The 25,119-nt window shown below is 68.0% G+C and carries 23 protein-coding genes; 9 read left to right on the top strand and 14 right to left on the bottom strand.

From position 1 onward, the window contains the following. Nucleotides 1-45: 45 nt before the first annotated feature. From PTQ19_RS05395 to PTQ19_RS05385, 3 genes are read right to left on the bottom strand one after another with little or no spacing between them, the layout of a single operon-like run. Nucleotides 46-363, bottom strand: coding sequence for a thiamine-binding protein (locus PTQ19_RS05395; protein WP_179411243.1), 318 nt, complete (start codon nt 361-363; stop codon nt 46-48). A gap of 30 nt (nt 364-393) precedes the next feature. Next, complete coding sequence (locus PTQ19_RS05390) at nt 394-1,575, bottom strand: hypothetical protein (RefSeq protein ID WP_274368732.1); 1,182 nt, start codon at nt 1,573-1,575, stop codon at nt 394-396. Nucleotides 1,576-1,627: 52 nt separating this feature from the next. Continuing rightward, a complete protein-coding gene (locus PTQ19_RS05385) occupies nt 1,628-2,461 on the bottom strand; it encodes an ADP-dependent NAD(P)H-hydrate dehydratase (RefSeq protein WP_274368731.1) in 834 nt (277 codons plus the stop codon). A 49-nt stretch (nt 2,462-2,510) separates the two neighbouring features. On the opposite strand from PTQ19_RS05385, the gene PTQ19_RS05380 reads away from it, so the two are divergent. Further along, the gene (locus PTQ19_RS05380) at nt 2,511-3,578 is read left to right on the top strand and encodes an NADH:flavin oxidoreductase/NADH oxidase (RefSeq protein WP_274368730.1); all 1,068 of its coding nucleotides are present in this window, start codon (nt 2,511-2,513) and stop codon (nt 3,576-3,578) included. 78 nt (nt 3,579-3,656) lie between these two features. Here the strand turns inward: PTQ19_RS05380 and PTQ19_RS05375 are convergent, their stop codons facing one another. Then, entirely contained in the window at nt 3,657-4,715 is a 1,059-nt protein-coding gene (locus PTQ19_RS05375) for a hemolysin family protein (protein WP_179411247.1), read from the bottom strand. After that, a complete protein-coding gene (locus tag PTQ19_RS05370; RefSeq protein ID WP_179411248.1) occupies nt 4,712-6,028 on the bottom strand; it encodes a hemolysin family protein in 1,317 nt (438 codons plus the stop codon). The genes PTQ19_RS05375 and PTQ19_RS05370 overlap by 4 nt, the downstream gene beginning before the upstream one ends. Before the next feature lie 271 nt (nt 6,029-6,299). Between PTQ19_RS05370 and PTQ19_RS05365 the strand changes: the two genes are divergently transcribed. Next, a complete protein-coding gene (locus tag PTQ19_RS05365) occupies nt 6,300-9,953 on the top strand; it encodes a multifunctional oxoglutarate decarboxylase/oxoglutarate dehydrogenase thiamine pyrophosphate-binding subunit/dihydrolipoyllysine-residue succinyltransferase subunit (protein ID WP_224817589.1) in 3,654 nt (1,217 codons plus the stop codon). 81 nt (nt 9,954-10,034) lie between these two features. Here the strand turns inward: PTQ19_RS05365 and PTQ19_RS05360 are convergent, their stop codons facing one another. Genes PTQ19_RS05360 through PTQ19_RS05350 form a run of 3 tightly spaced genes read right to left on the bottom strand, consistent with a single transcriptional unit; the run spans nt 10,035 to nt 12,295 of the window. Then, nucleotides 10,035-11,327, bottom strand: a complete 1,293-nt coding sequence (locus PTQ19_RS05360) for a GNAT family N-acetyltransferase (RefSeq protein ID WP_274368729.1) — start codon at nt 11,325-11,327, stop codon at nt 10,035-10,037. Between the two features lie 39 nt (nt 11,328-11,366). Continuing rightward, nucleotides 11,367-11,612: a zf-HC2 domain-containing protein gene (locus tag PTQ19_RS05355; RefSeq protein ID WP_206820725.1), complete on the bottom strand. Its 246-nt coding sequence runs from the start codon at nt 11,610-11,612 to the stop codon at nt 11,367-11,369. Continuing rightward, entirely contained in the window at nt 11,609-12,295 is a 687-nt protein-coding gene (locus PTQ19_RS05350; protein WP_425313188.1) for a sigma-70 family RNA polymerase sigma factor, read from the bottom strand. The genes PTQ19_RS05355 and PTQ19_RS05350 overlap by 4 nt, the downstream gene beginning before the upstream one ends. A gap of 49 nt (nt 12,296-12,344) precedes the next feature. Between PTQ19_RS05350 and aroA the strand changes: the two genes are divergently transcribed. Genes aroA through bcp form a run of 3 tightly spaced genes read left to right on the top strand, consistent with a single transcriptional unit; the run spans nt 12,345 to nt 15,209 of the window. After that, nucleotides 12,345-13,670 (top strand): 3-phosphoshikimate 1-carboxyvinyltransferase, encoded by a 1,326-nt coding sequence (gene aroA, locus PTQ19_RS05345; protein WP_179411258.1) that lies wholly within the window; start codon nt 12,345-12,347, stop codon nt 13,668-13,670. Beyond that, the gene (rsgA, locus tag PTQ19_RS05340; protein WP_274368728.1) at nt 13,667-14,707 is read left to right on the top strand and encodes a ribosome small subunit-dependent GTPase A; all 1,041 of its coding nucleotides are present in this window, start codon (nt 13,667-13,669) and stop codon (nt 14,705-14,707) included. The genes aroA and rsgA overlap by 4 nt, the downstream gene beginning before the upstream one ends. 25 nt (nt 14,708-14,732) lie before the next feature. Further along, nucleotides 14,733-15,209 (top strand): thioredoxin-dependent thiol peroxidase, encoded by a 477-nt coding sequence (gene bcp, locus PTQ19_RS05335; protein ID WP_179411260.1) that lies wholly within the window; start codon nt 14,733-14,735, stop codon nt 15,207-15,209. 47 nt (nt 15,210-15,256) lie between these two features. On the opposite strand, the gene PTQ19_RS05330 is transcribed toward bcp, so the two are convergent. Next, the gene (locus PTQ19_RS05330; protein WP_179411261.1) at nt 15,257-15,682 is read right to left on the bottom strand and encodes a hypothetical protein; all 426 of its coding nucleotides are present in this window, start codon (nt 15,680-15,682) and stop codon (nt 15,257-15,259) included. Nucleotides 15,683-15,881: 199 nt separating this feature from the next. Between PTQ19_RS05330 and PTQ19_RS05325 the strand changes: the two genes are divergently transcribed. Next, the gene (locus PTQ19_RS05325) at nt 15,882-16,130 is read left to right on the top strand and encodes a WhiB family transcriptional regulator (RefSeq protein ID WP_071641453.1); all 249 of its coding nucleotides are present in this window, start codon (nt 15,882-15,884) and stop codon (nt 16,128-16,130) included. A 73-nt stretch (nt 16,131-16,203) separates the two neighbouring features. Here PTQ19_RS05325 and PTQ19_RS05320 read toward each other — a convergent pair whose 3' ends face one another. Continuing rightward, complete coding sequence (locus tag PTQ19_RS05320) at nt 16,204-17,682, bottom strand: sensor histidine kinase (protein WP_206550127.1); 1,479 nt, start codon at nt 17,680-17,682, stop codon at nt 16,204-16,206. Between the two features lie 48 nt (nt 17,683-17,730). Continuing rightward, on the bottom strand, nt 17,731-18,153 hold the full coding sequence (locus PTQ19_RS05315; protein WP_179411263.1) for an Rv3235 family protein: 423 nt from the start codon (nt 18,151-18,153) through the stop codon (nt 17,731-17,733). A gap of 125 nt (nt 18,154-18,278) precedes the next feature. Between PTQ19_RS05315 and PTQ19_RS05310 the strand changes: the two genes are divergently transcribed. Beyond that, on the top strand, nt 18,279-18,872 hold the full coding sequence (locus PTQ19_RS05310) for a hypothetical protein (RefSeq protein WP_274368727.1): 594 nt from the start codon (nt 18,279-18,281) through the stop codon (nt 18,870-18,872). Between the two features lie 22 nt (nt 18,873-18,894). Here the strand turns inward: PTQ19_RS05310 and PTQ19_RS05305 are convergent, their stop codons facing one another. Continuing rightward, a complete protein-coding gene (locus PTQ19_RS05305) occupies nt 18,895-19,173 on the bottom strand; it encodes a helix-turn-helix domain-containing protein (protein ID WP_179411265.1) in 279 nt (92 codons plus the stop codon). A 99-nt stretch (nt 19,174-19,272) separates the two neighbouring features. Here PTQ19_RS05305 and PTQ19_RS05300 point away from each other — a divergent pair, with 99 nt between their 5' ends. Both PTQ19_RS05300 and PTQ19_RS05295 read left to right on the top strand, forming a co-directional pair. Next, complete coding sequence (locus PTQ19_RS05300) at nt 19,273-19,887, top strand: SAF domain-containing protein (RefSeq protein WP_274368726.1); 615 nt, start codon at nt 19,273-19,275, stop codon at nt 19,885-19,887. Further along, nucleotides 19,884-21,095 (top strand): AAA family ATPase, encoded by a 1,212-nt coding sequence (locus PTQ19_RS05295; protein WP_274368725.1) that lies wholly within the window; start codon nt 19,884-19,886, stop codon nt 21,093-21,095. The genes PTQ19_RS05300 and PTQ19_RS05295 overlap by 4 nt, the downstream gene beginning before the upstream one ends. On the opposite strand, the gene PTQ19_RS05290 is transcribed toward PTQ19_RS05295, so the two are convergent. Continuing rightward, complete coding sequence (locus tag PTQ19_RS05290) at nt 21,043-22,266, bottom strand: pyridoxal phosphate-dependent aminotransferase (RefSeq protein ID WP_179411268.1); 1,224 nt, start codon at nt 22,264-22,266, stop codon at nt 21,043-21,045. The two genes, PTQ19_RS05295 and PTQ19_RS05290, sit on opposite strands and share 53 nt — an antisense overlap. A gap of 53 nt (nt 22,267-22,319) precedes the next feature. Further along, nucleotides 22,320-25,094, bottom strand: a complete 2,775-nt coding sequence (secA, locus tag PTQ19_RS05285) for a preprotein translocase subunit SecA (protein ID WP_206820731.1) — start codon at nt 25,092-25,094, stop codon at nt 22,320-22,322. Nucleotides 25,095-25,119: the final 25 nt, after the last annotated feature.

The raw sequence follows: 25,119 nt of genomic DNA, 5'->3' as shown, positions 1-25,119 counted from the left end.
CTTCGCCGCACCCCTCGAAGTCTTCGAGGGATTCACTCGTCCATGCTAGCGATCTTCCGAGGAGTCGATCGCCGCCTCGAGCCGCTCGACCTTGGCATCGAGCTCACCCGAGTACCCCGGCCGGATGTCGGCCTTGAGCACGAGCGAGACGCGTGAGCCGAACGGCGCGACCGCCTCGGTGGCGCGCTTGACGACATCCATCACCGTGTCCCAGTCCGGCCCCTCGATCTCGGTGAACATGCTGGTGGTGCGGTGCGGCAGGCCCGAGTCGCGCACGACCCGGACCGCGGCGGCGACGGCATCGTGCACCGAGGCGTCCTCTCGTCCGGTACCGGAGGGGGCGACGGAGAATGCGACGAGCATGGTTCCTCTTTCAGTCGAGTTGATCGCCCGTCAGACAGGACGGTGCGGTCGGCGCGCTGGCACACGCATGATCGATCGTACGGCGAACACGAGCAGCACGATCAGGGCCGCGTTGCGCACCGTGATCAGCACGATCGACAGCAGATGGGCGCGCAGCAGTCCGTCGTAGGTGAGCGGGTACACGGCGAAGGTCAGTGCGCACAGCATGAGCACGATGGCCGCCGGCGTCTGGGAGCGGGATCGGTCGAACACGATCCACAGAATCACCGGCACGAGCAACCAGGTCTGGAACTGCGGCGACCCGACCTTGTTCGTCACGATCAGCGCGGCAACGAGAGCCAGCGACAGCGGCGGCAGCAGACGCCGCCAGTCAGCCCCGCGCTGTGCTCGCCATGCGCCGAGCACGACGATGGCTGCTACCACGACGATCATCACCGGGGTGAGCAGTGCGGCGATGGCATCCGCTCCCGGAGCCCCGATCTGGAACGTCAGGATCTCGATACTGTAGTCGATAGAGGCCTCACCGAACAGGGCCAGCCACAGGAACGGTGTCGCGGCGACCGCCTCGATCTGCAGTCCGCGCCCGTTCTGCGTCGTCAGGAACCCGAACGCGTCGGCGCCGATGAGCAGTAGACCCGCGACCAGTACCGCGCACACGGTCGCAGCCGTCACCGCCACACGCAGGCTGCGCCGACCCGCGGCGATCGCGGCGAGCACCACGGCGCCGGGCCAGATCTTGATCCACGCGCCGAGCGTGAGCAGCACGGTCCCGACGACCGGCCGCCGTGCGAGCCACAGCCCGCCGACCACCGCCAGCGGAACGGTGATGGCGTCCAGTCGGTAGAGTGCGATCGGTCCGAGCATCAGAAGCGCTCCAGTCCAGAACCACCCCGCGGCACGGCGGCCGCGCTGCCGGCCCCGGCCGACGAGGACGGCGAAGGCGAGCAGATCGCAGACGGTCACCAGCACCGCCCACGCGATCAGATACGCCGCTGTGACACCGAGCGACGGCAGCAGCGGCACGGCAAGCAGCTGGGTGAACAGCAGGGGCACGAGAGCGAGCTGCGGATACACCCACGGCTCGGTGATGCCCATCACGTCCCCGCCCGAGAGCGCCGCACGAGCCCAGGGCTCGTACACCAGCACCACGTCACCCATGGGCTGATTCGGCAGCATCCACCCCAACCAAGCCACCACGGCGTGCGTAGCCACGAAGACGCTCCACAGCGCCAAGGCCGGCCACCTCATGCGCGGTGCCGGGTGGTCACGACAGCAGCTCCCCGACCGCGCGCGGCAGCGCCTCGGCGACGTCGAGCGCGACGATCGGATGCCCGGCGGCTCCCCCGACGCTGCCCGACGCCAGAGCGGCCGCGTGCCCGTGCAGCCAGACCCCGGCCGCGGCAGTCTCGTGCGGCGGCGCGGTGCCGCACGCAGCGAGGAGCGCGGCCAGGATGCCGGCGAGCACATCTCCGGTACCCGCCGTCGCCAGCCAGTGCGGCGCATTGTCTACGACGATCGGTATCTGCCCCGGGGTGGCGATCAGGGTTCGAGCGCCCTTCAACAGCACCGTCGCACCGACCCGGTCAGCAGTCTCGGTCACGGCCGCCACACGATCGTGCTCGGTCGTCAGGTCGGTCGCGGGCAAGCCCAACTGGTCGCGCAGTCGCCTCAGCTCACCGGCGTGTGGCGTCAGCACCAGCGGTGCCGCTGCACCGTCCGCGAGATCGAGAGCGCCCGCATCGACCACGACCGGTGAGGCACCGTCGAGGATCCGCTGCAGAGCTCGCTGCTCGTGCTCGCTGCGATGCGCAGCATCCGTTCCCGAACCGATCACCCAGGCACCCACCCGGGTGCTGCCGAGATCGTCACCGGCGACGGTCTCGGGCCGCCGTGCAAGTACCGCCTGAGCGGCGTCGCCGACGTAGCGCACGTAGCCGGCTCCGGTACGCCAGGCCGCCTCGACCCCGAGTACGGCCGCGCCCGGGTACGTCGCCGATCCTGTGCGCAGCGCGACGACACCCCGCGAGTACTTATCGTCGTGCGCGGTGGGTACCGGCAGCACGGCGATGGTGTCGGCCCGCGTCCACTCCCGCAACATGTTTCCAAGCTAGCGCCCACAGCCGTCCGTGCGGCGATACGGTCGTACCGTGAGTCTGCTCTTCTCCCCGTTGACCATCCGCGCCCGCACCTTCCGCAACCGGCTGTGGGTCTCGCCGATGTGCATGTACAGCGCTATCGATGGCATCCCGCAACCCTGGCACCGCGTGCACCTGCCGCAGTTCGCCTCCGGCGGTGCGGGGCTCATCCTCGCCGAGGCGACCTCCGTCACCCCTGAAGGACGCATCTCGCCGCGTGATGTGGGGTTGTGGAACGACGCGCAGCGCGACGCATGGGCGCCGATCGTCGATGATGTGCACCAGCGCGGTGCCCTGATCGGCGTGCAGCTCGCGCACGCCGGACGCAAGGCTTCCACCTGGTGGCCATGGGCGCCACAGCGTGGATCTGTACCGCACGAGCACGGCGGCTGGACCACGGAGGCGCCCTCCGCCGTCGCCTTCGAGGGCCTCGCAACACCAACGGCCCTTGATGCGGACGACATCGATCGGATCGTCGCAGCGTTCGCCGCAGCGGCGCAGCGCGCTCTCGACGCCGGGTTCGATGTACTCGAGGTGCATGGTGCGCACGGATATCTGCTGCACGAGTTCCTCTCGCCGCTGTCGAACCTGCGCACCGACGAGTACGGCGGCGCGCTGGCGGACCGCGCGCGACTGCTGCTCCGTGTGCTCAGGTCCGTCCGCGAAGCGGCCGGAGACGACATTCCGGTGTTCCTGCGCATCTCGGCCACCGACCACGCCGAGGGCGGGTTCACTCCCGATGAGGCCGCGCAGGTCGGCCTGTGGGCGATCGAGGCCGGAGCCGACCTCGTCGATGTCTCCAGCGGCGGCCTCGTCGCGCACCAGCACATCGACGTACACCCCGGCTACCAGGTGCCCCTCGCCGCCGCCGTGCGCGCCGGAGGCCGCGTGCGCACTGGCGCCGTCGGCCTGATCACGTCGGGCGCACAGGCCGAGGAGGTACTCGCCTCGGGAGCTGCGGATGCCGTCTTCGCGGGACGCGAATGGCTGCGCGATCCGCACTTCGGTCTGCGCGCAGCACACGAGCTCGGCGCAGCAGTGGAGTGGGCCCCGCAGTACGAACGCGCACGCTGGCGCTGAACCGCGGGCATCCGCCACCGTCGCGTGACGGCCGGGTCCCGGCATCCGATGCTCTGCGCATCGGATGCCGGGATGCGATCAGCGTCCGTGATGTCCGCGCCGCGTGGCGTCCTGCACCTCGCCGATGAGCTCCTCGAGGATGTCCTCGAGGAACAGCACCGCCGTGGTGGCGCCGCTGAGATCGCGCACATTGGCCAGGTGACGCCCCGCGCGGCGCATCGCCGCGAGCACGTCCTCGAGATCGGTCTCCTCGTGTACCGGCACCATGTGGTGGATGCGCTTGGCGGGCAGCGGCTCATCGACGTGCGCGTCGGGCCCCTCGGATGCCCGCAGGATGTCCTTCAGATGCACATAGCCCACCGGCTTGCCCGCACCGTCGACGATCACGTAGCGGGAGAATCCGTAGCGGGCCACGGCCCGCTCGACGTCGGCAGGCGTCGCCGTCTCGGGCAGGGTGATCAGCTCGGCGAACGGCACCGCGATGTCGCGCGCCTTCTTGTCGGTGAACTCCACCGCCGCTGCGACGGCCCCCGAGGTGTCCGAGAGCACACCCTCGCGTCGCGAGCGGTCGACGATCGTCGCGACCTCCTCGAGCGTGAACGTCGACGCCGCCTCGTTCTTCGGCTCGACCCGGAACAGGCGCAGCACGGCGTTCGCGATGCCGTTCAGTGCCCAGATGACGGGACCGAACACGCGCGACACCCACACCAGCGGCGGCGCCAGCAGCAGCACGGCACGATCCGGCAGCGAGAACGCGAGGTTCTTCGGCACCATCTCGCCGAACACGACATGCAGGAACGAGACCAAGGCGAGGGTGATGACGAATGATGTCACCGAGACGATCGACTCGTCCCAGCCCAGGGCGTGCAGCGGGATCTCGAGCAGGTGGTGGATCGCCGGCTCCGAGACGTTCAGGATCAGCAGCGAGCAGATCGTGATCCCCAGCTGCGACGTCGCCAGCATGAGCGTGGCGTGCTCCATCGCGTACAGCGCCGTCTTCGCTGCTCGCGAGCCCTTGTCGGCGAGCGGCTCGATCTGCGATCGTCTCGCCGAGATGACGGCGAACTCGCCACCGACGAAGAAGGCGTTGCCGATCAGCAGCACGACCAGCCAGACCAGGCCCATCCAGTCGCTCATCGCTCGACCTCCGTCGTGTCCTCGACCGGGTCGGCGGTGTACCGCACCCGATCGACGCGGCGTCCGTCCATGCGGGCCACGGTCAACGTCCCGTGCTCGACCCGAACCTCATCGCCGAGCACAGGAACCCTTTCGAGCACGCTCATCATGTACCCGCCGACGGTGTCGTAGATCTCCCCCTCCGGCACCGCGATACCGGTGCGCGCGAGGAGTTCGTCGGGGCGAAGCTCACCCGGGAACGTGATCGAGTCGACACGCCGCACGATGCCGGCGCGGGAGCGATCGTGCTCATCGGAGACCTCGCCGACGATCTCCTCGACGAGGTCCTCCAGCGTGACGATGCCCGCGGTACCGCCGTACTCATCGACCACGACGGCCATCTGGTACCCCTTGGAGCGCAGTTCGGCCACGAGCACGTCCAGGTGCACCGTCTCGGGCACACGCAGGGGTTCGGTGCTCAGGGCACCGACCGGCACATCGGCGCGCTTCTCGCGCGGCACCGACACGGCGGCCTTGACGTGCACCACACCGGTGATGTCGTCGAGGTCATCGTCGTACACCGGGAATCGGCTGTGACCGGTGCGGCGGGCGAGTTGAATGACGTCATCGGCGGAGTCGCCGACGCTGATCGCATGCATGCTCGGGCGCGGCGTCATGATGTCGTCGGCCGTCAACCGCGCGAAGGTGAGGCTGCGGTCGAGCAACGTCGCGGTGTCGCTCTCGAGCACACCCTGGCTGGCCGAACGGCGCACGAGCGATGAGAGTTCCTCGGCGCTGCGCGAGCCCGACAGCTCTTCTTTCGGCTCGACACCCATCGACCGCAGTACGGCGTTGGCGCTGCCGTTGAGCAGCAGCACAGCGGGTTTGAACACGGCGGTGAACGCCGTCTGGAACGGCACGACGGCCTTGGCGGTTGCCAACGGCAGCGCGAGTGCGAAGTTCTTCGGCACCAGCTCGCCGATGATCATCGACAGCACCGTGGCGATGAACATGGCCACCGTCACCGACAGCGGCACCGCGACGGCATCCGGCACGCCCCACGCCTCCATGACGGGCTCAAGGAGCGTCGAGATCGCCGGTTCCATGGTGTAGCCGGTCAGCAGCGTGGTGAGCGTGATCCCCAACTGCGCCGACGACAAATGCGTCGACGTGATCTTCAACGCCCGGATCGTCATCCCCAGACGGGATTCGCCGCGGGCCTGACGGGCTTCGAGTTCGGCACGGTCCAGATTGACAAGCGCGAACTCGCTGGCGACGAAGAGTCCCGTCCCGACGATAAGCAGGAGCCCCACACCCAGCATCAGCAGTTCCATCAGCTGAAGTCCTCGATGTCGACGAGGAGCGGGGAATGGGGCGTGGTACTACAAGAAGGAGGGTCGTCCATAGTGCGCTCGATATTACCGAATGCACATGTGACGCGACGCGCGGATGCCGGTTCTTCCTGTTCGACGCGGTGCCGGTCGCACACGTCGGGCGACCCCGATTGGCATTAGGCTTGAGGACTGTTACTACACATGTGCGGTCGATGCTCAGTCGTCGTCGTGCCGCACGCAGGGCTTCAGCGACGAAAGAGGGCGATAAAGCGTGTCGAACCAGGTGACCGGCGTCGGTGGCGACGGGGGGTTCGGAGCCAACTCGTGGCTCGTGGACGAGTTGTACGAGCAGTTCAAACGGGACCGCAACTCCGTCGACAAGGAGTGGTGGCCGATCCTCGAGAACTACTCCCCCGATGCAGCTGCACCGCCCGCGCCGGCGCAGAACGCGCACCCCGTCACCGCGCCCATTCCCGTGATCGGCGCCCAGCCGGTCGCGCGCACGACGGCCAAGCCCGCCAAGCAGGCGCCCATTCCCGCACAGGCCCCCAAGCCGCAGGCGAAGGATGAGACTCCCGCCGATGAGGAGAAGGTGACTCCGCTGCGCGGGATGCCGAAGACCCTCGCGGCGAACATGGACCAGTCGCTGCGTGTTCCCACCGCGACCAGCGTCCGCACCATCCCGGCCAAGCTGATGATCGACAACCGCATCGTCATCAACAACCACATGTCGCGCACCCGCGGCGGCAAGGTGAGCTTCACGCACCTCATCGGTTGGGCCCTGGTCCAGACGCTCAAGGAGTTCCCGAGCCAGAACGTGTTCTACGCCGAGATCGACGGCAAGCCGTCGGTCGTCGCGCCGGCCCACGTGAACCTCGGCATCGCCGTCGATGTCCCCAAGCCCGATGGCACCCGCGCGCTACTGGTCCCGAGCATCAAGCGCGCCGACACGATGACCTTCAGCGAGTACCTCGCCGCGTACGAGGACCTCATCGCCCGGGCTCGCACCAACAAGCTCACGGCCGCCGACTTCGCCGGCACCACGGTCTCGCTGACCAACCCCGGCGGCATCGGCACCGTGCACTCGGTGCCGCGTCTGATGCAGGGCCAGGGGTGCATCATCGGCGCCGGTGCGCTGAACTACCCGGCCGAGTTCCAGGGCTCCAGCGAGCGCACGCTCGCCGAGCTCGGCATCGGCAAGACGATCACGCTCACCAGCACCTACGATCACCGCGTCATCCAGGGCGCCGGCTCGGGCGAGTTCCTGAAGAAGGTGCACGAGCTGCTGATCGGTGAGCGCGGCTTCTACGACGATGTGTTCGCGGCCCTGCGCATCCCCTACCAGCCGATCCGCTGGCACTCCGACATCGCCGTCGACCTCGCCGAACGCGTCGACAAGCAGTCCCGCGTGCAGGAGCTGATCAACTCCTACCGCGTCCGCGGTCACCTGATGGCCGACATCGACCCGCTGGAATACGTGCAGCGGTCGCACCCTGACCTGGAGATCGAGAGCCACGGCCTGACCTTCTGGGACCTGGACCGCGAGTTCGTCACCGGCGGCTTCGGCGGCAAGCGCGTCATGAAGCTGCGCGATGTGCTCGGCGTGCTGCGCGACTCGTACTGCCGCACACTCGGCATCGAGTACATGCACATCCAGGACCCCGAGCAGCGCCAGTGGTTCCAGGACAAGGTCGAGGTCAAGTACGTCAAGCCCGGCCACGACGAGCAGCTGCGCGTCCTGCGCAAGCTCAACGAGGCCGAGGCGTTCGAGACCTTCCTGCAGACCAAGTTCGTCGGCCAGAAGCGTTTCTCGCTCGAAGGCGGCGAGTCGCTGATCCCGCTGCTCGACGAGATCCTCCAGGGCGCGGCCACCGCCGGCCTCGAGGGTGCCGCGATCGGTATGGCCCACCGCGGTCGACTCAACGTGCTCACCAACATCGCCGGCAAGACCTACGGTCAGGTCTTCCGCGAGTTCGAGGGCTCGCTCACGCCCGGCAACCAGCGCGGTTCGGGAGACGTGAAGTACCACCTCGGCACCGAGGGCACCTTCGTCGCCGAGGACGGCAGCGAACTGCCCGTCTACCTGGCAGCGAACCCCTCGCACCTCGAGACCGTCGACGGCGTGCTCGAGGGCATCGTTCGCGCCAAGCAGGACCGCAAGCCCATCGGCACGTTCGCCTGGGTGCCGATCCTGGTGCACGGCGACGCAGCGTTCGCCGGCCAGGGCGTGGTCGTCGAGACGCTGCAGATGTCGCAGCTGCGGGGGTACCGCACCGGCGGCACCGTGCACGTGGTGGTCAACAACCAGGTCGGTTTCACGACCCTGCCGACCGACTCTCGCACGTCGGTGTACGCCACCGACGTCGCCAAGACGATCCAGGCGCCGATCTTCCACGTCAACGGTGATGACCCCGAGGCCGTCATCCATGTGGCCCGCCTCGCGTTCGAGTACCGCGAGCGTTTCCACCGCGACGTCGTGATCGACCTGATCTGCTACCGCCGCCGTGGGCACAACGAGGGCGACGACCCCTCGATGACGCAGCCGCTGATGACCGACCTGATCCAGGCGAAGCGGTCGGTGCGCAAGCTCTACACCGACGGCCTGGTCGGTCGTGGCGACATCACCGCGGAAGAGTACGAGCAGGCCAACGCCGACTTCCAGAGCCGTCTGGAGGTCGCGTTCGCCGAGACGCACGCCGCCGAGACGGGCGCGACGCCCATCGCTCCCGAGCTCAGCCAGGTCGAGGATCAGGTCGGTGCACCCGATGTCACCGGTGTGCCCCTCGAGGTCGTGCATCTGATCGGCGACGCCCACGCGAACAAGCCCAATGGCTTCACCGTGCACTCCAAGCTGCAGCAGCAGCTCGACAAGCGCGTGACGATGAGCCGTGAGGGCAACATCGACTGGGGCTTCGGCGAGCTGCTGGCCTTCGGGTCGTTGCTGGTCGAGGGCACGCCGGTACGTCTGGCCGGCCAGGACTCGCGCCGCGGAACCTTCGTGCAACGGCACGCGGTGCTGCACGACCGCGCGAACGGTCAGGAATGGCTGCCGCTGTCGAACCTCTCCGACAACCAGGGCCGCTTCTTCGTGTACGACTCGCTGCTCAGCGAGTACGCCGCGCTCGGATTCGAGTACGGCTACTCGGTCGAGAACGCCGAGGCGCTGGTGCTGTGGGAAGCGCAGTTCGGTGACTTCGCCAACGGCGCGCAGTCGGTCATCGACGAGTACATCTCGTCGGCCGAGCAGAAGTGGAGCCAGCACTCCGGCGTCGTCATGCTGCTGCCGCACGGCTACGAGGGCCAGGGCCCGGACCACTCCTCGGCCCGCATGGAGCGGTTCCTGCAGCTGTGCGCGCAGGACAACATGACCGTCGCGCGTCCGTCGACGCCCGCGTCGTACTTCCACCTGCTGCGTCGCCAGGCCTACGCCCGCCCGCGCCGGCCGCTGATCGTATTCACGCCGAAGGCGATGCTTCGTCTGCGCGGCGCTACCAGCCCGGTCGAGGACTTCACGCAGGGGCGCTTCGAGCCGGTCATCGACGATGTCCGCGAGCTGGACCGCAACGCAGTCAAGCGCGTGCTGGTGCACTCGGGCAAGATCCACTGGGATCTGCGCAGCGAGCTCGACAAGAACCCCAACCCCGAGATCGCCCTGGTCCGCCTCGAGCAGCTGTACCCGACGCCGATCGACGAGCTCAAGGCCATCACCGACTCGTACCCGAACGCCGAGCTGGTGTGGGTGCAGGACGAGCCCGAGAACCAGGGCGCCTGGCCGTTCCTGGCGCTGGAGTTCGCCGAGGTGCCCGGCCCGCGCCAGTTCCGCGCGGTGACGCGTCCCGCTGCGGCATCCCCCGCGACCGGTTCGTCGAAGGTGCACGCCGTCGAGCAGGTCGCCCTGCTCAAGGAGGCGCTGACGCTCGGCTGACGTTGAATGTCGTAAAAGACGGATGCCGCCCTCCCCTTCTGGGGATGGGCGGCATCCGTCTTTCGGCTTTGCCCGCGCTGGTCAGTACCAGATGCCGAGCAGCGGCGCGTGGACAGTGCGGAAAGCGTCATCGAGCGCAGCGACCAGCGTGGGGTCCCCCTGGATGCGCCCGGCAGCGGCCAGACGAGTGGCGTGGACTCCCCCGGCGTACAGAGCCGAGAGTTCGGCGACGCCCAGACGTACGTCGGCGGGCGCTTCGGAGGACTGCACGTCGGCACGGCCGTCCTCGTCGATGCGCAGCCGCCATGTGCCTTCGGCGAAGCCCAGAACGTCCTCCACCTGCATCACCACATCGATCGCAGCACGGTACGTGCGCGCCTGCAGCGCGGCGGGGACGTCGAGCACTCGCAGCCAGCCATGGTCGTGCACTTCGGTGGTGACGGCGCGCTGGTCGGCGACGAGCCACGGCAGTGGGTCGTCCGTGGGTCGCAGACCGGCACTCACCCGGTCGACAAGATCGTGCGTCACGACGAACTGCCAGAGAGCACGCAGCGCCTCATCGGTGGTCGCCTGCATATGGCGGATGCGCAGCTCGAAGCGGAACGTACCCGCCAGCTCCGCAAGGGTGTAGGCCACCGCGCCGCGTACGACGCCGTCGGCGTCGAGATAGCGGATGCCCCGGACTGCCGCCGCGTCCTTATCCCCCTCCGCGAGTCCGGCCATGCGCTGCCAACGCCCGCGCCACCCGGCGACCTGGCCTGCGCGTGCCAGTCGGTCCTGTTCGTGGAGGGACTCGAGGTCTTCGGCCAGCGTCTGCTTGTCGGCGTAGACGATGCGACCGGGTGCTGCGGTGCCCACCCAACCAGCGCGCCGGGTGTCGACGGTCATGCGCGCGACCGGGATCGCCGACGCGAAGCCGTACCGGCCGTAGATCGTCGCTTCTGAGACCGTCAGGCCCGCGATGGCGGTACCCGCAGCGGCCGCAGCGCGCAGCTCACCCTCCAGCAGAGCCCGGGCGATACCGCGGCGACGGTGGGTGCCCGACACCGTGACCGAGCTGATCGCCCACATGTCGATCTCTCCGCCCGGCACGGTCAGCGGTGTGACCCAGGAGTTGACGGTCGCGACCGGGAGCTCACCGGCTGCGGAGTCGTACACACCGATGTTCCGGCGCAGGCGCATCGTCTCGCGCATCTGCGCGATGACGGCGTCGGTCGGCTCCTCATCGAGAAATCCGCGCGCGTCGGCGCGAAGAAATCCTTCAGCATCCGCATCCACCGACATATCGGCGATGCGGTAGTCGAGACCGCCTGCGCTGAGACGGCGGTGCGATTCGGGGTCGACGGGAATGAGGTTCTCTTGCGGTGCGCTCATCCGACCAGCCTAGAGGGCGGTGGTGACAGGCCCGCGAACTCAGTGCGACGTGCTCTGCACGATCCGCAGGCGGGCGAAGACCTGCTCACGCAGCTCCTCGGGTGCGGTCTCCTTGCACGCGCGGGCCACGACCTCTGTCAGGGTCTTGGCGACCAGGGCCTCATCCTGGCAGGACTGGCAGTTGTCCAGGTGCTCTCGAATGTCGGAGTGCTGGGTCGCACAGATCTCGTTGCGGAGGAACTCCTCCAGATCCTTGCGCGCCTTCTCACAGCCGCAATCGCTCATTTCGTGCTCCTCGGTTCAGCCGCCGCGATACCTCGCTCGGCGGCGTAGTCGGCCAGCAGCTCGCGCAGCATCCGCCTGCCACGATGCAGACGGCTCATCACGGTGCCGATGGGGGTCTTCATGATGTCGGCGATCTCCTGGTAGGCGAAGCCCTCGACATCGGCCAGGTACACGGCCAGGCGGAAGTCCTCAGGAACCTCCTGCAGCGCGTCCTTGACCGCGGATGCCGGCATCCGATCGATCGCCTCGGCCTCGGCCGAGCGGCTGCGAGTGGCGGTCGTCGATTCCGCGCCGCCGAGTTGCCAGTCCTCGAGGTCGTCGATCGTTCCCTGGAACGGCTCGCGCTGCTTCTTGCGATAGATGTTGATGTAGGTGTTGGTGAGGATGCGGTACAGCCAGGCCTTGAGGTTCGTGCCCTGCGAGAACGACGACCATGCGCCGTACGCCTTCACGAACGTCTCCTGCACCAGGTCGGCGGCGTCGGCCGGATTGCGCGTCATGCGCATCGCTGCCGCATAGAGCTGATCCATGTAGGGGATCGCCTGCTCCTGGAAGTCGCGCCGAGCGTCATCGGATGCTGTGTCGTCCATCACGGGCAAGTCTAGGCGCGCGGAGCGCGCGTTGTCCGGACCATCGGCGCTCAGATCTGTGCCGACGTGCTCACGCGCGAGAATCGCCGTCATTCGTCACCCTCCGCTCCCGATGTCACAGGCTTCACTAGGCTAAGAACCGATGAGCACTCAACGGTATTCCCCCGCACCGGCGCGCGGCGCGTACCTCGCGCCGGACGTCGCCCTGCCCGTGCACGCGTCCGTCACCATCCCGGGCTCGAAGTCCCTCACCAATCGCGAGCTGATGATCGCTGCGATCGCGGATGGCCCCGGCCGTCTGCTGCGGCCGTTGCACTCCGACGACTCGCGCCGCATGGTCGACGCATTGCGCTCGCTGGGCGTGGGCATCGAAGAGGTGCCCTCGGACGGCGAGTTCGGCCCTGACCTGCTGGTCACGCCCGCGCCACTGACCGGCGGGATCACCATCGATTGCGGACAGGCCGGTACCGTGATGCGCTTCATCGCGCCGCTCGCGGGCATCGCCGACAAAGACGTGCATCTCACCGCGGATGAGAACGCCCTGCACCGTCCGATGGGCGCCATGATCTCGGCACTGCGCGACCTTGGCATCGACGTCGACGACAGCGGCACGTGGTCGTTGCCGTTCACGGTACGCGGTCACGGCCGCATCCGAGGCGGCCGGGTCGAGATCGATGCCTCCGGGTCGAGCCAGTTCATCTCAGGCCTCCTGCTGGCCGCGCCCAAGTTCGACGTCGGACTGCACCTGGTGCACACCGGCAGCACACTGCCGAGCGTGCCGCACATCGACATGACGATCGAGTGCCTCAGCCGCCGCGGCATCCGCATCGAGCGCCCCGCCGTCGGCGAGTGGCTCGTCGAGGCCGGCACCCCGCGCGGCAAGGACGTGGCGATTGAACCCGACCTGTCGAACGCGGCCCCGTTCCTGGCCGCGGCGATGATCACGGGCGGCGACGTCACGGTCAGCGACTGGCCGTTGCACTCCACGCAGCCCGGCGCGTTGCTGCCCGACATCCTGCATGCGCTGGGAGCGCACAGCAGCCGGCATTCGGGTGCCCTGACCGTCCGCGCCGGCGACCGCATCCGCGGGCTCGAGCTCGATCTGTCGGCCGCGAGCGAGCTGACACCGACCATCGTCGGCCTGGCGGCGTTCGCCGATGCCCCGACGACCATCCGCGGCGTCGGGCACATCCGCACCCATGAGACCGACCGGATCGCCGCACTGATCGGCAACCTGCGCGAACTAGGCGGCGAGGCCGAGGAGTTGCCGGATGGTCTGCGCATCATTCCCCGGCCGCTGCACGGCGGCACGTGGCGCGCGCACCACGACCACCGCATCGCCACGACGGGCGCGCTGATCGGACTGCGGGTTCCCGGCGTCGAGATCGACGACATCGGCACGACCGCGAAGACGCTGCCGGAGTTCACCCTGCTGTGGGAGCGCATGCTGAAGGGCGCCATCGCGTGAGCTGGCTGGGCGACGACGAGCTCGACGATGTCGAGGACTTCGACGAGAGCAGCATCCGCATGCGCCCGAACCCGAAGGCCAATCGCCCCCGCACCAAGCGCCGTCCGGCGCATGAGGATGCCCGGATCGGACGCGTCCTCGGAGTCGACCGGGGCCGCTACAGCGTCCTGATCGACGAGGACGGCCCGGATGAGCGCACGGTGACGGCGGCGCGCGCCCGCGAGCTGCGCCGTACCCCGATCGTCACCGGCGACAGGGCCCGTGTCGTCGGCGACACGTCCGGCGCGGACGGCACCCTCGCGCGCATCGTCGGGCTCCGCGATCGCACGTCGCTACTGCGGCGCAGCGCCGACGACACCGACCAGGTCGAGCGGGTGATCGTCGCGAATGCCGACCAGATGCTGGTCGTGGTCGCCGCAGCCGACCCCGAGCCCCGCGCCCGACTCGTCGACCGCTACCTCGTCGCAGCGTTGGATGCCGGCATCCGCCCTCTTCTCGCGGTGACCAAGACCGACCTGGCCGATCCTGCGGAGTTCCTCACCCACTTCGACGGGCTCGATCTCACGGTGTTCACCAGCGCGCGCGGTCAGATGCCCGTCGACGAGATCGGCGCCGAGCTGGTCGGGCATTCCACCGTCTTCGTCGGTCATTCCGGGGTGGGTAAATCGACGCTCGTGAACGCGCTCGTGCCCGAGGCGCGCCGCGCGACGGGCCACGTCAACGAAGTCACCGGACGCGGTCGGCACACCTCTTCGTCGACAGTCTCGCTGCGCTACCGCGCCCCCGAGGGCAGCGGGTGGGTGATCGATACCCCGGGCGTGCGCTCCTTCGGACTCGGACATGTCGACCCGGCGAACATCTTCGCGGCGTACACCGATCTCGCGCAGATCGCCGAGCACTGCCCCCGCGGATGCACACACCTGGCCGATGCCATCGATTGCGCGCTCAATGAGGCGGTTGCCGACGGATCGCTCAGCGAGACGGGCCGGGCACGCCTGGATTCACTGCAGCGCCTGTTGACCACGTTCGGCGGCTGAACGGTGGGGCGGATAAGGTGAGTGTGTGACGAACGCGCGCCTGGAACCCGGTACACCCGCCCCCGATTTCGCCCTGCTCGACCAAGACAGCACGACCGTCAGCCTGTCGTCGCTGCGCGGCACGAAGGTGATCCTGTACTTCTACCCGGCCGCGATGACGCCCGGATGCACGACGCAGGCGTGCGACTTCCGCGACAGCATCTCGTCGCTGCAGAGCGCCGGATACACGGTGCTGGGTGTCTCGCGCGACACCCCGGAGAAGCTGCAGGCGTTCCGCGAGCGGGATCAGCTGACGTTCGAGCTGCTCAGTGACCCCGACCACTCCGTCCACAGTGCATATGCCGCCTGGGGCGAGAAGATGAACTACGGCAAGGTCGTCGAGGGCGTGATCCGTTCGACGTTCGTCATCGACGAACAGGGTGTGATCACCCACGCGCAGTACAACGTGAAGGCGACCGGACACGTCGCCCGACTGCGCAAGACGCTGGGCATCGACGCCTGATCATCTGCGCCGAATCCTGTGTCAGGCGCTGCGGCGCCTGACACAGATCATTTCTCGTCGTCGGCGCGCCGCCCCGGATCGACCGACGGCAGCCGGGGGTCGGACTCACCGTCGCGTCGTGTCGCCGAGATCAACACGATCAGCCCCACCAGTGCGGTTCCGCCGACACCGAGCGTGAAGAGCCAGATCCGCGGCTCGACCGTCAGAGATGCCAGTGCGAGAGCCAGCCCGAGCACCTGAATGACGATGCCACCCGAACGCGCCCAGGATGCGCGACGCAGGGTGCCGACGGCGAAGGCCCAGAGTGCGAGAGCGGTGATCATCGTCAGCACGATCAGCGCGATCGCGCTCGTGGTGGATGCCGCACCTCTCGACCCGAGCGCGAACAGCTCGAACAGCGCGACGGCGGTCAGCGCGAGGCCTTCCACGGCCAGGACGATCGCGGCGAGGATGGCGGGGCCGGAAGGGCGCACACGAACTCCTTCCAAGAGTTGTCTGAAAACCCTTGATCTCAGCTTACTTCTGTAACAGAATGGACAAAGCCATGTGCTCCCACATCGGAGTGGGGCGGGCCGTTGCCTGCATGACCAGGGTAGCCGACCACCCGATCTGCTCCCTAACTCACCCACCGCAGACGCGGTGACCACACCGAACCCCTCAGAGGAGCAACCTATGGATTGGCGCGACAAAGCCGCCTGCCTGACCGTCGACCCCGAACTGTTCTTCCCCGTCGGGAACACCGGGCCCGCCGTCGACCAGATCGAGAAGGCGAAGGCGGTCTGCGCCACGTGCACCGTCACCGAGATCTGCCTGCAGTACGCCCTGGAGTCCGGTCAGGACTCGGGCGTGTGGGGCGGCCTTTCCGAAGACGAGCGTCGCGCGCTCAAGCGCCGCGCTGCCCGCGCCCGCCGCGCCGGCTGACACCGAGCTCATACGAAGCGCCGGACGCCCCTCGGGGTCCGGCGCTTCGTCGTTCACGTCGAGCTGACGGTGCTCAGGCGACGATCCACCGCATCGGGATGTCGATGATCACCTGGGTGCCCTCGCCCTCGGCGCCCTTCCATTCGATGGTGCCGCTGAGCTCACCCTGAATAAGAGTGCGCACGATCTGCGTCCCCAGCCCCTGGCCCACGCGCCCTTCCGGCAGACCGTGCCCGGAGTCGGTGACGGTCACGCGCAGATGCTCGGCGGTGCGGGTCGCCTCAATGCTCACGACCCCCTCCTGCCCCGACAGGCCGTGCTCAACAGCGTTGGTGACGACCTCGGTCAGCGCAAGTGCGAGCGGTGTCGCGTACTCACTGGGCAAGACACCGAAGCGGCCCGTACGCTGCGTGCGGGCGCGGGTGTTCGGCGCCGATGCCACCTCGGCCACCAGTTTCAGCACGCGATCGAACACCTCGTCGAAGTCGACCGTCTGCGCCAGACCACTGGCCAACGTGTCGTGCACAACGGCGATCGACTCCACGCGACGCATCGCCTGCGTCAGCGCCTCACGCGCCTCTTCGGAGTGTGTGCGGCGCGCCTGGATGCGCAACAGGGAGGCCACCGTCTGCAGGTTGTTCTTCACGCGATGGTGGATTTCGCGGATCGTCGCGTCCTTGGTGATCAACTCCTGCTCCTGGTGACGCAGCTCGGACACGTCGCGGCACAGCACGATCGCACCGATGCGTGTGCCGTGGTCCTTGAGCGGGATGGCCCGCAACGACACGGTGACGCCGCGGGCCTCCATGTCGGTGCGCCACGGCGCACGGCCGGTCACGACCACGGGGAGCGACTCGTCGACTTGGCGCGACGGCGGCACGATCCGGGTGGTCACCTCGGCGAGCGACTCCCCCTCCAACTCGTCGTCGAACCCCATCCGGTTGAATGCCGACAGCGCGTTGGGACTCGCGAACGTGGTGATGCCGTCGACATCGAGACGGATGAGGCCGTCGGATGCCCGTGGCGCGCCGCGTCGGGGCGCCGTCGGCGCCGCAAGATCGGGGAACTCCCCCGTCGAGATCATGTGGAAGAGATCGTTGGCGCACTCGTCGAAGCTGATCTGCTGCCGGGACGGCGTACGCACCTCGCCGAGGTTCGTGTGCCTGGTCAGCACGCCGATGATCGTCCCCTCGGCCGATCCCTGCGAACGCACGATCGGGACGGCGCGCACACGCGTCGGCGTCTCCTCGAACCAGTCCGGCGACGAGGAGTCCACGATCGCACCGGATTCGAAGGCCGCCTGCACCTGGGTGCGCCACTGCGGCCTCACCTTCTCACCGACCAGATCCCGGTAGAAGAGGGTTGCGGCGCCGCTGGGCCTCGAGTGGGTGACGGCGATGAACGAGCCATCGGGGGTCTCGACCCAGATCACCATGTCGGCCGACGCGAGGTCGGCCAGCAGCTGACCGTCACCGGCCAGCCGGTGCAGCCATTCGACGTCGGCGTCGGTCAGACGCCCCTGAGCGTGAACGAGATCGCTGAGTGTTGACACCCGTTCAGCCTACTGGTCGGCGCCCCGCCGCCCGCGTTCAGCGACGGTTCACAGCACCGCGAGCGACGCAGCCCGCCAGCGCCCGTCGAGCCCCTCGAGGCGGATCGCGACGGCACGGGTGCGCCCGGGCCCGGCCACGACCACCGCGGCCTCGACGGCGTTGTCGGTGGGTGAACTCTGGTGCACGGACAGGATCTGGTAGCTCGGTCGCGTCGGGCTGAGCCCGCGCGCGCTGCGCGCCCGCGCAGCGAGATTGGCGCGCTTCACCAGGTTGCGGAATGCTTCTTCGCCGAACCACCGGGCCAGCTGATCGACCTCGCGCACTCCCGCGAGCACCTCGAGCACTCCGTAGGTGAGGCTGTGCAGCAGCGTGGTGGGATCGGGGAGTTCGCTGACCGAGGTGGGTTGTGGAGCGAAGTACTCACTCAACGTCGTCGTCATCTCGTGGTCCCCCCAGATACAGCTGGTCATCGATGCAATCGTGCGTAGCGAACGTCCCAGAAAGTAGAACACGTCCCCCTCGATCGCGGAACCCGCACCCGCAGATCTGTGGATAACTCAACCGCGCGCGGCGCCGGTGGCCTACTGTCGTTCCCGTGGAATGGGATCACCTCTTCGATGACCTCGAAGGACAGCTCGCTGCGGAGTGGGAGTCCGAGCGCGCCGCCTTGGATGCCGAGTCCGAGCGGCTGCGGATCTCCAAGCTCACCCTGCATGACCGGCTGCGATCGATGACCGCGGGCGAGAACCGCGTCCTGCTGGAACTGACTGGCGGCGAGCACTGGGATGCTGTGCTTCGCGTGATGGGCGCTGACTGGGTCGGGGTGAGTTCGAGCGGAGACCCTCGTCTGCGCCTGGTGCCGTTGAGCGCCGTCACCACGATCGGCAGCGACCACGGCGTACTGCTGTCGAGCCTGTCACCCGCGCACGGCGAGGCGGGTCTGCGCGAGCGCATGACCTTCGGGTTCGTGTTGCGCGATGTCGCGCGCCGTCGCACCCCGGTGACGATCGGTCGCGCGGATGCGGATCCGATGCAGGGCACGATTGATCGAGCCGGCGCCGATCACCTCGATCTCGCGGTGCACGACGTGGGTGAGCCCCGCCGAACACGCGCCGTGCGCGGCTTCCGCAGCATTCCGTTCGCGGCCCTCGCCTGGGTGCGTTTGGAGAGCGCGACCGGCGTCGTGTGAGCGACGCCTCCACGGACGATCGTCAGTTGCGACGGAACGGCGTGGTGCCCCATACCTCGGGAAAGCTGGCTTCGTCCGCCTGTCGCCACAGCGCCATGCGCCGTGCCTCCTCGGACTGCGCGGCCAGGTATTCGGCGATGCTGGATTCTTCGATGCGCCAGCGCGGAGGCGAGCCGAGCTGCGCCCCGCGCAACTGCCCCTCGTGCACAAGCGCGACCACGTCATCGACCTCGATGCTCAGCAACTCAGCGACCTGCGCGGGCGCGAGGAAGCGAGGTGCGGGATCGGATGCTTCGGGCATGCTCTCATTCTCCCCCCACCAGCGGGTGGCGGCACAGCGGGAACGCGGGCATGTGGATAACTTTTCTGCCACGTCCGCGGAATCTGTGACGATGTCTGCATGATGCACTCCCGCGCCCGCAGGCCCGTGTTCGGCGATATCCGATTCGTGATCGGCGTCGTCCTGGTCATCGTCTCCGTCGCGGGCGTCTGGCTGCTCGTCTCTTCTTCTCGCCAGACCGCACCCATGCTGCAGACCACCCGCACGGTCGTTCCCGGCGACACGATCGGCTCGGCGGATCTGCAGGTCGTCGAGGTGAGCCTCGGCGCGCTCGGCGACGAGTACCTGGCACCACACGACCTGGAGCCCGGGTCGATCGCGATGCGCACGATCCCCGAGGGCGAGCTGCTGCCCCGCTCCGCGGTCGGTGACGCGGCGGATGCCCGCTTCACCACCATCGTCGTCGGCAGCACGGCGGTGTCGGAGGGGATGACCGCGGGGACGAAGGTCGAGGTGTGGCATGCCCCCGCGCAGGAGGACGGACGCACATACGACGAGCCGAGGATCCTCGTCGGCGATGCCGTCGTCGTCACCGTCGCCGAGCAGGACGGGATGCTGTCGAACAGCCGCACCGACGTTGAGCTTGCCATCGAACGCAGCGCGGTCTCCGATGTACTCGCCGCTCTCACCGGCGGCGACGCGATCTCACTCGTGCCAGCCGGAGCGGGCTCATGACCTCAGTGCTCATCGCCATCGCGCACGACGACGCCCGGATGCTGGCATCCGATCTCGAACTGGAGGGGTGCGACGTCCGTGCCGTCTCCCCCGATGAGCTTTCCGCCGTCTCACTCGCATCCTTCGATGCCCTTCTGCTGACGCCGAGTCGCACCCTGCTCACCGCAGATCTGGTCGGCGCCTGCGACCGCGCGGGCGTGCGACTTGTGCCGATCGGACCTGCCGACTCGCGTCTGGCTGCGCGGTTCGGGCTCCCCGCTCCGCTGCCGTACGACACGCCCGCTGCGCACATCGTCGCGACGCTGTCGGCTCCGCCGGACACCGCCTCCGCCGACAGCACGCCGCATCGCCCGCCCCGCGTGATCGCGGTGTGGGGTCCGCACGGTGCGCCGGGTCGTACGACGGTTGCGATCCAGCTCGCGGTCGAGCTGGCTCGCGCGGGCCGGCGCACCGCACTCGTGGATGCCGACAGCGTTGCACCCTCGGTCGCGCTGCAGCTCGGGCTGGGTGACGAGTCGCCGGGACTCGCCGCGGCGTGCCGACGAGCCGAGCTGGGCAGCCTCGACGTCGCCGAGCTGACGCGTCTGGCGTCGATGGTCGAGACCTCGGCCGGCACGATCGACGTGCTCAGCGGGTTGAACCGGCCAAGCCGATGGCCTGAGCTTGCCGCAGGCCGTCTGCGAACGACCCTGAGTGTGTGTCGCACGTGGGCGGACGACACCGTGGTCGATGTCTCCGCCGAGTTCGACGAGGATGATGATCCCCTCGACCCCGGTGCCCCGGCACGCCACGCGGCGACAGCGGCGGCGCTGCTCGACGCCGATGAAGTGGTGGCCGTACTCTCGGCCGACCCACTGGGAGTGAGCCGGTTCATTCGCGGTCATGCCGAGCTGCGACATCTGATCGGTGGTACGCCCGTCACCGTCGTGGCGAACCGGGTCCGTCCCGGTCCGCTCGGCATCGATGCGCGCGGCCAGGTGCGCCGCACTCTCGAACGCTTCGCCGGCATCAATGAGGTCGCCTTCGTTCCGCACGATGCCAGGGCTGCGGACGCCGCTGCACTGCACGCACGCGCGATCGCGGATGTCGCTCCCCGCTCTCAGCTGGTCGCCGCCGTCCGTCGCGTGGCCAACGCTCTCGACGCCCGGGCGCCCGTTACTGCCGGTAGCTCGCCAAGAAGTTCCCGAGCCGCTCGACAGCCTCACTGAGCACGCGCGCTTCGGGCAGCGTCACGAACCGCAGGTGGTCGGGTGTCGGCCAGTTGAACCCCGTGCCCTGCACGAGCAGGATCTTCTCGGACACCAGCAGGTCGTACACGAGCTTCTCGTCGTCGCGGATCTCATGCACGTTCGGATCGAGCCGCGGGAATGCGTACAGGGCGCCTTCGGGTTTGACGCAGCTGACCCCGGGGATCGAATCCAGCCCCTGCCACGCGATGTCGCGCTGCTCGTGCAGGCGCCCCGACGACGCGATGAGCGCGTCGATGGACTGCACCCCGCCGAGTGCGGCCTGCACGGCGTGCTGGGCCGGCACGTTGGGACACAGTCGCGTCGAGGCGAGCAACGTGATGCCCTCCAGGAATCCCCTGGCATGCGAGCGCGGACCCGTGATGACCATCCAGCCCGATCGGTACCCTGCCACGCGATAGGTCTTCGACAACCCGTTGAAGGTGAGGCAGAGCAGGTCCGGCGCCAGCGTTGCGGTCGGAATGTGCTCGGCGTCGTCGAACAGGATGCGATCGTAGATCTCGTCGGAAAGCAGCAGCAGCTGGTTCTCGCGAGCGATCTGCACGATCCCTTCGAGCACCTCGCGCGAGTACACCGCGCCGGTGGGGTTGTTCGGGTTGATGATCACGATCGCTTTGGTCTTCGGTGTCACCTTGGCGCGGATGTCTTCGAGGTCCGGCTGCCAGCCGTTCTCCTCGTCGCACAGGTAGTGCACCGGGGTGCCGCCGGCGAGCGAGGTCATCGCCGTCCACAGCGGGTAGTCCGGCGCGGGGATGAGCACCTCATCATCCTCGTCGAGCAGTGCCTGCATCACCATCGTGATCAGCTCGGACACCCCGTTGCCGAGGTACACATCATCGGGGTCGAAACGCGGGAAGCCCTCGATCTGCTCGTAGCGGCTGACGACGGCCCGTCGTGCCGAGATCACACCCTTGCTGTCGCTGTAGCCATGTGCGCTGGGCAACGCGGCGAGCATATCGCGCACGATCTGGTGCGGAGCCTCGAATCCGAAGATCGCCGGGTTCCCGGTGTTCAGTTTGAGGATCTGGTGCCCCTCGGACTCCAGTCGCGCCGCCTCGACCAGTGCCTTGCCGCGGATCTCGTAGAGAACGTTTTTCAGCTTGGAGGACTGGTCCAGTGTGCGGCGGGTCATCCGCCAAGGATACCGGGGCGCGCGGGCGCCCCGGTCCACTGCTACCTCGGGGTTCAGCCCTTCTTGCGCTGCTGGGCCCGGCGCTGCTGACGGTTCTGCCCGGCGGTCTCGGCGCCGGCATCCGCTGCCTGGCCGAAGGCACCACGCGCGTCGCCACCATCGGCCGCCGCGCGGCCGCGCGCGGTCGAGGCGCGCTGCACCTGGCCGCGCTCGTTGCGCACCTCGACGTCTCCGGAATCGTTGGGAGCCGAGTACTCCAGCTTCTGCTCGGGCTGCGAGTCGACGAGCCCCTTGGCCTCGACCTCGGTGTGGTCGTCGCCGGCCCGGCGCACCTGCACCTCGAGGTTGTAGAGGTAGCCGACCGACTCCTCCTTGATCTGCCCCATCATCGACTGGAACATCGCGTAGCCCTCGCGCTGATACTCGATCAGCGGGTCGCGCTGGGCCATCGCCCGCAGGCCGATGCCGTCCTTGAGGTAGTCCATCTCGTAGAGGTGGTCGCGCCAGCGGCGGTCGAGCACCTGCAGAACGACACGACGCTCAAGCTCGCGCGTGGCAGCCTCGCCGAGGGTCTCCTCGCGCTTCTCGTATGCGACGAGAGCATCCGAGAGCAGCTCGCGCTTGAGAGCCTCCGCGCTGATCCCCCCCTTGCGGTCACCTGCCTCAGAGACGACCTCGTCGATCGTGACGTCCATCGGGTAGAGCGTCTTCAGCTCGGTCCAGAGCGCGTCGAAGTCCCAGCTCTCCGCGTGCCCCTCGGCCGTGTGGTCGTCGACGACGCCGGCGATGGCGTCCTCGATGAAGTGCCGCACCCGGTCAGCGATGTCGTCGCCGTGCAGGATCTGCCGGCGGTCGGCGTAGATCGCCTCGCGCTGACGGTTGAGCACGTCGTCGTACTTGAGGACGTTCTTGCGCATCTCGGCGTTGCGCGCCTCGACCTGGGACTGGGCGCTGCGGATGGCGCGGCTGACCATACCCGACTCGATCGGCACATCATCCGGGAAGTTCGTGCGGGCCAGGATCGCCTCGGCCGCGCCCGACTGGAACAGGCGCATCAGGTCATCGGTGAGGCTGAGGTAGAAGCGACTCTCGCCGGGGTCGCCCTGACGGCCCGAGCGTCCGCGCAGCTGGTTGTCGATGCGGCGGGACTCGTGGCGCTCGGTGCCGAGCACGTAGAGGCCGCCGGCCTCGGCGACGCGTTCGCCGTCCTCCGAGACCTTCTTCTTCATCGCCTCGTAGGTCTCCTCCCACGCGGCCTCGTACTCCTCCGGCGTCTCCTCGGGGTCCAGCCCCTTGCCGCGCAGCTCTTGAACGGCGAGGAACTCGGCGTTTCCACCGAGCATGATGTCGGTGCCTCGACCGGCCATGTTGGTGGCGACGGTCACGGCGCCGAGCTTTCCGGCAAGGGCGACGATCTCGGCCTCACGCGCGTGGTTCTTGGCGTTGAGCACCTCGTGCTTGATGCCCTTCTTCGCCAGCAGGCGCGAGAGGTACTCGCTCTTCTCGACGCTGACGGTTCCGACCAGCACCGGCTGGCCGTTCTCGTGACGTTCGGCGATGTCCTCGACGACCTGGGCGAACTTGACCTGCTCGTTCTTGTAGACGAGGTCCGGCTGGTCCTTGCGGATCATCGGCCGGTTCGTGGGGATCGGCACGACACCCAGCTTGTAGGTCGACATGAACTCGGCAGCCTCGGTCTCGGCCGTACCGGTCATGCCGGCGAGCTTGTCGTACAGGCGGAAGTAGTTCTGGAGCGTGACGGTCGCGAGAGTCTGGTTCTCGGCCTTGACGGGCACGTTCTCCTTCGCCTCGATGGCCTGGTGGATGCCCTCGTTGTAGCGTCGCCCGACCAGGATGCGGCCGGTGTGCTCGTCGACGATCATGACCTCGTCGTTCATCACGACGTAGTCGGTGTCCTTCTTGAACAGCGCGAGTGCCTTGATCGAGTTGTTCAGGAACGAGATGAGCGGTGTGTTCGCCGACTCGTACAGGTTGTCGATTCCGAGATAGTCCTCGACCTTCTCGATGCCGGGTTCGAGCACGCCGACCGTGCGCTTCTTCTCGTCGACCTCGTAGTCGACGCCGGCCTCAAGCGTGCGGGCGATCTTGGCGAACTCGGTGAACCAGCGGTTGGCCTCTCCCGAGGACGGCCCCGAGATGATCAGCGGGGTGCGTGCCTCATCGATGAGGATCGAGTCGACCTCGTCGACGATGACGAAGTGGTGGTCGCGCTGGACGAGGTCTTCCTGTCGCCACGCCATGTTGTCGCGCAGGTAATCGAAGCCGAACTCGTTGTTGGTGCCGTACGTGATGTCGCACAGGTACTGTTCGCGCCGAACGGCGGGCGTCTGACCCGACACGATCGTGCCGGTGGTCATGCCAAGCGCGCGGTAGACACGGCCCATGATCTCGGCCTGGTAGCTCGCGAGGAAGTCATTGACCGTGACCAGGTGCGCACCCTTGCCGGGGATCGCATTGAGGTACATCGCCAGCACAGCGGTGAAGGTCTTACCCTCACCGGTCTTCATCTCGGCGATATTGCCGAGGTGGAGGGCTGCACCACCCATGAGCTGGACGTCATAAGCGCGCATACCCAGCGTGCGCTTACCGGCCTCTCGTACGGCGGCAAAAGCCTCGGGCATCAGCTCGTCGAGCGTCGCGCCGTTCTCATAGCGCGCGCGCAGCTCTGCGGTCTCGCCGCGCAGCTCGTCATCGGTGAGCTTCTCGAAGTCGTCTTCCAGCGCGTTCACGGCCTTGACGACCTGCTTCAGGCGCCGGAGGACGCGGCCTTCACCGGCGCGCAGCAGCTTCTCGAGAGGATTCGCCACGGATGTCTCCCTTGGATGTTCGGCC

It is taken from the genome of Microbacterium esteraromaticum (assembly GCF_028747645.1).
Lineage (GTDB): Bacteria > Actinomycetota > Actinomycetes > Actinomycetales > Microbacteriaceae > Microbacterium > Microbacterium esteraromaticum_C.
The sequence above is the reverse complement of the archived record's forward strand: the minus strand, read 5'-3'. Positions and strand labels throughout refer to the sequence as shown.